This window comes from Streptomyces sp. WAC06614 (genome assembly GCF_003949795.1).
GTDB lineage: Bacteria > Actinomycetota > Actinomycetes > Streptomycetales > Streptomycetaceae > Streptomyces.
Genome location: NZ_RPRY01000575.1, coordinates 1 through 2398, shown reverse-complemented (window position 1 = coordinate 2398; position 2398 = coordinate 1). Strand labels below are relative to the sequence as shown.

Annotated in this window: 2 protein-coding genes; both read left to right on the top strand. The window is 76.1% G+C overall.

Annotated elements, in window-relative coordinates:
- The coding region (locus EF918_RS34875) for a molybdopterin-dependent oxidoreductase (protein WP_125652866.1) at positions 1–1198 on the top strand (1198 nt) is incomplete at its 5' end.
- A gap of 20 nt (positions 1199–1218) precedes the next feature.
- Positions 1219–2280 carry an esterase family protein gene (locus EF918_RS34870; RefSeq protein WP_125652865.1) on the top strand — a complete coding sequence of 354 codons (1062 nt, stop codon included), beginning with the start codon at positions 1219–1221 and terminating at the stop codon, positions 2278–2280.
- Positions 2281–2398: the final 118 nt, after the last annotated feature.

Genomic DNA, 2398 nt, shown 5'->3' with positions numbered 1-2398 from the left:
GCCCTCGCTGGTGGGCGGGGCCGTGGCGGTGGCGGTGCTGCTGGTGCTGGTGCGGGTGCTGGGCCGGCCGCGGCCGGCCGGGGCGCCGCCGGGCGGGGCCTGGGCCATGGACCGGCGCGGTTTCGGCCGGCTGGTGGGCGGCACCCTCGCGGTGTCGGCGGGGGCCTGGCTGCTGGGGCGGCGGCTGGGCGCGTTCGGCTCGGCCGGGGCCACGGCCTCCCGGGCGGAGCTCAGGCTGCCGCCGCCCGCCGTGCCGGCCCCGCCGGTCCCGGCCGGGGCGGGGGTGGCGGTGCCCGGGGCGGTCCCGTTCGTCACCCCGAACCGGGACTTCTACCGCATCGACACCGCCCTCGTGGTGCCCCGGGTGGACGCGGACGGCTGGTCGCTGAGGCTGCACGGGGAGGGGGTCCGTACGCCGCGCACCCTGACCTTGCGGGACCTGCTGGACCGCCCGCTGGTCGAGCACGACATCACCTTGACCTGTGTGTCCAACGAGGTCGGCGGTGACCTGGCGGGCAATGCCCGCTGGCTCGGCGTACGGCTGGACGCCCTGCTGCGGGAGGCCGGGGTGCGGCCGCCGTCCGAGGGCGGTCCGGCGGACCAGCTCGTGGCCCGTTCGGTGGACGGGATGACGATCGGGACCCCGGTGGAGACCGTGATGGACGGGCGGGAGGCGCTGCTGGCCGTCGGGATGAACGGCGAGCCGCTGCCCTTCGCGCACGGTTTCCCGGTGCGGATGGTCGTCCCGGGCCTGTACGGGTACGTCTCCGCCTGCAAGTGGCTGACCGAGCTGCGGCTGACCACCTTCGACGCCTACGACGCGTACTGGGTGCGGCGGGGCTGGGCCGCGCGGGCCCCGGTGAAGACCCAGTCCCGGATCGACACCCCCCGGGCCTTCGCCGCGCTGCCCGCGGGGCGGGTGCCGGTGGCCGGGGTGGCCTGGGCGCAGCACCGGGGCATCGCCCGGGTGGAGCTCCGGGTCGACGGCGGCCCGTGGCAGGAGGCGCGGCTCGCCGCCGAGGACGGGGTCGACACCTGGCGGCAGTGGGTCCAGGTGTGGGAGGCGGCGCCGGGGCACCATGTCCTGGAGGTCCGTGCCACGGACCGTACGGGCGCCGTCCAGCCCGAACGCCGCACTCCGCCGGCCCCGGACGGGGCGACCGGGTGGCACCGTGTCGAGGTCGACGTCCGGGGGTAGGCCGACCGTACATTTGTGGGATGGGGCTGACCAGTACGGCGTTGCTCGTGACGCTGATCGTCCTCACCGGCCTCGCCATGCTGGCGACGCTGCTGCTGTGGAACCGGGTGCCGGGGCCCGGCTGGGTGCGGTGGCCGGTGCGGGTGGCGTTCCTCGCGCTGTGCCAGCTGACCGCGATCTGTGTGGTGGCCATCTGGATCAACGGCAGCTACGGGCTGTACGCCTCCTGGGACGACCTGCTCGGCACGCCGGGCGCGGACGCCTCCACGATGACCGGGCCGCCGCCGGGACGGGCGAAGTTCACCGCGAGCGCCCAGGGGACCCGGACCACGTACTTCCGGGGGCCGAAGTCGCAGCTCGCCGGTGAGGTGGTGGTCTGGACACCGCCGGAGTACGACGCGCCGGGCGCGGACCGGACCCGTTTCCCGGTGCTGATGCTGCTGCACGGCTACCCGGGGACGCCGGAGGCGTGGCTCGACCAGGGCGGGATGCCGCAGGCCCTGGAGGAGCTGGCGCGGCAGGGCACGGCGCACCCGTTCATCCTGGTGATGCCGGAGATCTACCCCGGCGGGATCAACACCGACTGCAGCGACACCCCGGACCGGCGGATCGCCACCTGGCTCGCCGAGGACGTGCCGGAGCTGGTCTCGCGGCACTTCCGGACCCTGCCCGAGCCGCGCGGGTGGGGGCTGATGGGCTACTCGACCGGGGGGTTCTGTGCGGCGAAGCTGCCGTTGCAGTACCCGAAGGCGTTCCGCGCGGGGGTGGCCCTGGACCCCGACCCGCTGGCCGGGGACCCCAGCGTGCTGGCCGACCCGGCCCTGCGCGAGCGCAACAGCCCGCTGTGGCTGGTGCGGCACGCGAGGAAGCCGGGCGTGGGGATCTTCCTGGCCACCTCGGAGCAGGACCGGGACAGCCCGCCGCGCCAGCTCGCGGAGTTCGCCGCGGCCGCGGCGGGTACCGGGGTCCGCGTCAGGACCGTCGTGGTGCCCACCGGCGGGCACAACTTCGGTACCTGGCGCGGGATGTACCCGCAGGCCCTGGGCTGGCTGAGCGGGGAGGTCGCGGGGCCGGGGCGCTGAGCCGGGGCGCGCCCGGATCCGCCGGTTGGTCCGTGCCGGCAAACCGCCGTGAGGGTGTGGAGGGCCTCCGGAGCGGGCACCCTACGCCTGGACCCCGTCCGGGGGGCGCCTCCAGGAC